5 protein-coding genes are annotated in these 5,344 nt (G+C 74.6%); 2 read left to right on the plus strand and 3 right to left on the minus strand.

Annotated features, from left to right (window positions below):
- Positions 1-49: 49 nt before the first annotated feature.
- The 3 genes from AB0O00_RS28330 to AB0O00_RS28340 all read right to left on the minus strand — a co-directional run bounded on the left by AB0O00_RS28330 (position 50) and on the right by AB0O00_RS28340 (position 4,121).
- Positions 50-1,378: a DUF5667 domain-containing protein gene (locus tag AB0O00_RS28330; RefSeq protein ID WP_363656468.1), complete on the minus strand. Its 1,329-nt coding sequence runs from the start codon at positions 1,376-1,378 to the stop codon at positions 50-52.
- 301 nt (positions 1,379-1,679) lie between these two features.
- Entirely contained in the window at positions 1,680-2,531 is an 852-nt protein-coding gene (locus AB0O00_RS28335) for an ECF subfamily RNA polymerase sigma factor, BldN family (protein WP_363656474.1), read from the minus strand.
- 582 nt (positions 2,532-3,113) lie between these two features.
- Positions 3,114-4,121, minus strand: coding sequence for an HAD-IB family hydrolase (locus tag AB0O00_RS28340; protein ID WP_363656470.1), 1,008 nt, complete (start codon positions 4,119-4,121; stop codon positions 3,114-3,116).
- A 118-nt stretch (positions 4,122-4,239) separates the two neighbouring features.
- Here AB0O00_RS28340 and AB0O00_RS28345 point away from each other — a divergent pair, with 118 nt between their 5' ends.
- Both AB0O00_RS28345 and AB0O00_RS28350 read left to right on the plus strand, forming a co-directional pair.
- The gene (locus AB0O00_RS28345) at positions 4,240-4,524 is read left to right on the plus strand and encodes a glutaredoxin family protein (protein WP_363656471.1); all 285 of its coding nucleotides are present in this window, start codon (positions 4,240-4,242) and stop codon (positions 4,522-4,524) included.
- 177 nt (positions 4,525-4,701) lie between these two features.
- Positions 4,702-5,344: 3'-5' exonuclease (locus AB0O00_RS28350; protein ID WP_363656472.1), on the plus strand; the 643-nt coding region annotated here is incomplete at its 3' end.

Below are 5,344 nucleotides of genomic sequence, written 5' to 3' on the forward strand. Positions count from 1 at the left end.
GGCGGGACGAACCCGCCGGGCCCCGGCCGTCGTGTGCCGGCCCGGTGCGTCAGCCGCCGAGGATCCGCAGCCCGGGCAGCAGGCCCGGGATGAGCGGGGGCACGTCCACGCCTTGCTGCTGGCCGCCGGTGGCGGTGCTGGGCGTGGCGGACGGCTGCTGCGTCTGGGCGGGCTGGCCGCCGGGCGCAGCGTCGGTGCTGGGCGACGGCTGCTGCTGCTTGCTGCCGGTGAGCCCGTTGGTGAGGTTGCCGACCAGCCCGTTGACGGCATCGGGTGCGCTGCTGGGCAGGTTGCCCGGCAGGCCTTCGCCCTTGGCCCCGGTGCCACCGGGCAGCAGCGTGCCGACGCCGGCCGGTGCGTGCTCGGTGCCGCCGGGACGGCTGCCGCCGGACGTGCCCGGTGCGCCGCCCTGGGTGGGGGCGCCCGGCGCGGTGCCGGCGCCCCGGGCGGGTGCCGAGCCGGTGCCGCCGGGGTTCGGCCCGGCGGTGTCGCCGCCCGCTCCCGGGCCGGCCGGTCCACCGCTCGGGGCGGTGGGCTGGGCCAGGCGCAGGGGCGCGACGTCCTCGCTTATGTCGTCGAAGAGCTGGTTCACCAGGTGGGCCTGGGGGGTGAGTTGGGAGGGCAGGTGGCCCTCCAGCTCGGCCCAGCGGCCGTCCTCGTCGTGGGCGAAGCCGGCCAGTGTGCGCATCGGGTCGAGCGAGCCGTTGCTGCGGTAGACCGAGCGCAGCAGGTCGCGGCCCTTGATGGCGTCGGCGTGCATGTCGTCCAGTGCACGGCGGACCTGGTCGACGGTGCCCGGGCTGAGCGCGCCCGCCCCGTCGGTGCGGCCGACCAGGCTCTTGGCCTCCTTGAGCCGGGTCGCGGCGTTGTCGAGGAGCAGTTCGCCGCGCTCGGAGTCGGAGCCCGCGAGGTCGAGCCGGAGGCCTTCGAGGCCGCGCTTCATGCCGTACAGCGTGTCCCCTGGCAGGGCGCTGGTGCTGGCGGCGGCGGCGCCCGCGAGGCTGCCGACGGCGAGGCCGGCGACGAGTCCGCCGATCGCGAAGCGGCGGCTCCAGCGGCCGCGCGGGGCCGTCCGGACCGCGCGGTGCCGGCGCTGGCGGGGCACGGTGGCGCCCGGTCCGCCGGCGAAGGCCTGCTCGAACGCGGCCATCAGCTGGGCGCGTTGGACGGTTCGTACCTCCGGGTCGAGTGCCGGTCCCGGCAGTGTGCCCAACGCTCCCGCCAGGCCGACCAGTTCGGCCATCGCGGCAGAACTCGGGCCGGTGGTTGCGGTGTTGGCCGATTCGGTGTCGGCCGTGCCGCGTTGCTCTGCCTGGTGGGCCTCCAGCGCCTCGGCGAAGGCCTTCGCCCGTCGGTGCTCCAGCACGTTTGCCGTCACGGGCCACACCTCCCTTCGTCGTTGTCGACACGCCGGCCTGCCGGACGGTTGCCCCGGCGGGCCAAAGCCACTCCATCGGGTGACGGGTCGCAATTCGGCTTGACCGTACGCCTGGTGGCGGCTTGCACGGTGGCCAACGAGCGGTGCGGGCGGTCGGTTACGCACGACTGATCATCGGACCGACCGTTCACCCGGACGTGTCGGTCCGCCACCGGTGGTGACGGACCGTCGGATCCGGTCCGGCGGGGTATCTCCCCGTCGGAGCCGCACCCGCTCGCCGCGGCCCGTACGGCCGTGCGCCTCACCGTGCGTCGGGCGGGAGCAGGCGGGCCAGGGTGCGGACCGCTCGGTACTGCAGCGTCTTGATGGCGCCCTCGTTCTTGCCCATGATCCGTGCCGTCTCGGCGACCGAGAGCCCTTGCAGGAAGCGGAGCGTGACGCACTCCTGCTGCTGCGGGTTGAGCCGGCGCACCGCGTCGAGCAGGGCCGCGTTGGAGAGCGACTCCAGCACGGACTCCTCCGGGCTGCGCTCGCACTCGTTGGAGTCGAGCATCTCGCCGGTGGTGACCTCCAGCCGGAAGCGGCTGGACTTGAAGTGGTCGGCGACCAGGTTGCGGGCGATCGTCACGAGCCAGGCGCCGAAGTCGCGCCCCTGCCAGGTGAAGGTGCCGATCCGGCGCAGCGCGCGCAGGAAGGTCTCGCTGGTGAGGTCCTCGGCGGTGGCCCGGCTGCCGACCCGGTAGTAGATGTACCGGTAGACGGTGTCCGAGTAGTGGTCGTAGAGCCGGCCGAAGGCCTCGCTCTCGCCGGCCTGGGCCCGCTCGACGAGCTCCATGATCGGGTTGTGCTCGGTCTCGTAGCCCGGGCTCGGCGCGGTGCGGGTCCGGCCGCGGCCGACGCCGGTGGTGCCGGTGCGGCCGCGGGAGCCGGTGCCGGCCGAGCCGGCCGCGGTGGTGCGCAGCGCGAGCCCGGGGGTCGGCTGGGGCCCGGCCGGCAGTCGCCCCCAGCCCTCCGGCTGGGCGGTGCCCCCGGCCGGGACGAGTTGGGGCGAGACGGCGAGCTGGCTGAGGAGCAGGCTGCGCAACAGGTCGAGGCCGGTGGAGATCTGCCGGGTGGTGACCGGGCGACCGCGGAGGCCGGTGCGGGGGCGCAGGGGCGCGGACGACGGGCGGGAGGGTGCAGGCGCGTCGTTCCGGACGGGTGGGTACACGGGACTCCCAGAGGCAGAACTGTGGACGGATCACCTCCGCCTGCGCGGAGAGCACGCCACCATCGCCCGTTCAAACGGGGCGGTTGGGTGACGCGCATCCAGGAGAGAATAACGCTTTGTGCAATGACAGCTACACCGTGTGGTCGAAGTGGTCGCTTGGGATCCATTTCGCGTGCATATTCGGCTGACACTGACCGATCGTGTCGCCGTTCCTCCGGCCCAACGTGATCGAATGAGCGCTCAGGGTGACCAATTCGGCGGTCCGGCGGGCGGTTTCCCTGCCTTGGGGCTCGGTAATCGCCGACTTTCCCGGTCTGGCGAACGATCAGAACCGGTCAGCTGGTATCAGGTTCGGACAGTGGCGCCGGACGGCCGTGCGGCGCACCGGAGTTCGCCCGTACGAGGGGCCAGGTCAGAGGCCGTGTTGACGTCTGGTCACCCGTGAAGGGGAAGGCCGCGCGGGGGAGTTCGGCGCGTCGCGGTCGGCAACTCGGGGGGAGTGCGGGGGTGGAAAAGTGCGCGGGATCACGCGCAGCGGCGCCGCCGGTGCAGCGCGATCCCGGCGGCCGTCGCGCCCGCGAGCACGCCGAGCGCGGCCGCGGCCGGCAGTCCGACCCGGGCCGCCTTCCGTCCGGTGCGGAAGTCCCGCACCCGCCAGCCCTGGGCGCGCGCGTGCCGGCGCAGCGCGCCGTCCGGGTTCACCACGTACGGGTGGCCGACCAGCGAGAGCATCGGGATGTCGTTGGCCGAGTCGCTGTAGGCGGCGCAGCGGTCGAGGTCGAGCCGCTCGCGGCGGGCCAGTGCGGAGACCGCGGCGGCCTTGGCGGGCCCGTGCAGCAGCTCGCCGACCAGGCGGCCGGTGTAGAGCCCGTCGTGGGCCTCGGCGACGGTGCCGAGCGCGCCGGTCATGCCGAGCCGCCGGGCGATCACCCGGGCCACCTCCAGCGGGGCGGCGGTGACCAGCCAGACCCGCTGGCCGGCGTCGAGGTGCATCTGGACCAGGGCGCGGGTGCCGGGCCAGATCTTGTCGGCGACGACGTCCTCGAAGACCTCCTCGCAGAGCGCCTCCAGGTCGGCCGTCCGCTTGCCGGCGACGAGGCCGAGCGCGGTGTGCTGGGCGTCCGAGATGTGGTCCGGGTCCTCGGCGCCGTGCAGCCGGAACCAGGCCTGCTGCCACGCGAAGCGGGCGATGTCGCGGCGGGTGAGGAAGCCGTGCCGGTAGAGGCCGACGCCCAGGTAGAAGATCGCGGCGCCGCGCAGGATGGTGTTGTCGCAGTCGAAGAAGGCGGCGGCGTGCGCGTCGCCGGGCTCGGGGGTGTGGTTCCCGGCGGGCGCCCTGGGAGCCTTCGCGGGCTTGCCGGGGGCCGCGGCGGGGCTTGTGGGGGTGCCGGGGGCGGCGTCCGTGAGGGCTTCGGCCTGCTCGGGCTCGGCGCGCAGGGCGGCCTCCGCCGCCTCGGCCGCGGCCTCGCCGGCGAGGGCGGTCCGCTCGGTGGTGGGGCGCCTTGCGTGGGTGAGCCTTCGGAGCACGGCCATGTCATCGAGCATAGCCAGCCGGGCGCGGAGCGGCCGTGACGGCGGCGTGCCCGTGCGGTGAACAGCGCGGTGCGCGGCCGGGCGCGGGGCCGGTGCGGGCGGGGCGCACAATGACCGGGTGAGCCCACTGCTGCGACGCGACAAGAGCCCGAAGCCCTCCCCGGCGGACCGTACCGTGACCCTGGTCGGCAAGCCCGGGTGCCACCTGTGCGACGACGCCAGGGAGGTGATCGTCCGGGTGACGGGCGAGCTGGGCGCGGCCTTCGAGGAGAAGGACATCACCCAGGACGAGGAGCTGTACCGCCTGTACTGGGAGCAGATCCCGGTGACCCTGATCGACGGCCGCCAGCACGACTTCTGGCGGGTCGACGAGCGCCGCCTGCGCGCGGCACTGGGCGGCTGACCCCCCTCCGCGGCCTTTTCGCGGCCGACCGGCCGTCCCCCCCCCGCCGACCGGCGGGGGCGAGTCGCCGAATCGTTGCCAAACCCACTCCGAACCGGCGGTGTCGGAGCGTGTTCGTCGGCTTACGATCGAACTCGTTTGCGCCCGTGGGGGGCTGAGCACACGAGGAGTGCCGCCATGCTTCCCGGTCCCACCCCCGCGACGTTCGAGGTCCCCGACAGGGCCAAGGGCTTCGCCGTGGTGGACGTGGAGGCGACCGGCCGCAGCCCGTGGCGGCACCGGGTGGTCGAGATCGCGGTGGTCCTGCTGGACGGCGAGCTGCGCCCGGAGGGCGAGTTCGCCACCCTGCTCGACCCGCTCGGCCCGGTCGGCCCGACCCACGTGCACCGGATAAGCCAGACGGACGTCGAGGGCGCCCCGCGCTTCCGGGAGATCGCGCCCCGGCTGCTGGAGCTGTTGGCCGGCCGGGTGCTGGTCGGCCACCACGTGAGCTGCGACCACGCGTTCCTGGACCGCGAGTTCGCCCGCATCGGTGTGCCGCTGCCGCCCGTCCCGCTGCTGTGCACGATGCGGCTGGCCCGCGCGCACCTGCCGGAGGCCCGCGGCCACGGCCTGGCGGCCTGCGTGGAGGCGGCCGGCCTCGGCTGGTACCCGGCGCACACCGCGCTCGGCGACGCCCGGGTGACCGCCGAGCTGCTCCGCCACTGCGTGGGCCTTCCCGAGTGCCCGCCGTACGTCCGGGAACGATCCTTGCGGCGCCTCACCGACGGGCCCCGCGAAGGCCGGGCAACGCACCAACACACCTCCGCCGGGTTCTTGC

It is taken from the genome of Kitasatospora sp. NPDC093558 (assembly GCF_040683475.1).
GTDB lineage: Bacteria > Actinomycetota > Actinomycetes > Streptomycetales > Streptomycetaceae > Kitasatospora.